This is a genomic window from Vibrio sp. CyArs1 (assembly GCF_022432925.1).
Lineage (GTDB): Bacteria > Pseudomonadota > Gammaproteobacteria > Enterobacterales > Vibrionaceae > Vibrio > Vibrio mediterranei.
Genome location: NZ_JAKRBO010000039.1, coordinates 1 through 518 on the forward strand (window position 1 = coordinate 1; position 518 = coordinate 518).

At 47.7% G+C, this 518-nt stretch carries 1 protein-coding gene; it reads left to right on the forward strand.

Translation table 11 applies throughout. The features are described 5' to 3' along the window. Window positions 1-518: EF-Tu/IF-2/RF-3 family GTPase (locus MMA19_RS26490; protein ID WP_240207779.1), on the forward strand; the 518-nt coding region annotated here is incomplete at both ends.

Here is a 518-nt window from a genome sequence, read left to right on the forward strand (position 1 = left end):
ACTCGTGAGCACATCCTACTAGGCCGTCAGGTTGGTATCCCTTACATCATCGTATTCATGAACAAGTGTGACATGGTTGATGATGAAGAGCTTCTAGAGCTAGTTGAAATGGAAGTTCGTGAACTTCTATCTGAGTACGATTTCCCAGGTGATGACCTACCAGTTATCCAAGGTTCTGCACTAGGCGCACTAAACGGCGAAGAGCAGTGGGAAGCGAAAATCGTTGAGCTTGCAGAAGCACTAGACTCTTACATCCCAGAGCCAGAGCGTGCAGTAGACCAACCGTTCCTACTACCAATCGAAGACGTATTCTCGATCCAAGGTCGTGGTACAGTTGTAACTGGTCGTATCGAGCGCGGTATCCTACGCGTAGGTGACGAAGTAGAAATCGTAGGTATCAAAGAGACTACAACTACTACTTGTACTGGTGTTGAGATGTTCCGTAAGCTTCTTGACGAAGGTCGTGCTGGTGAGAACGTTGGTGCACTTCTACGTGGTACTAAGCGTGACGAAGTTGA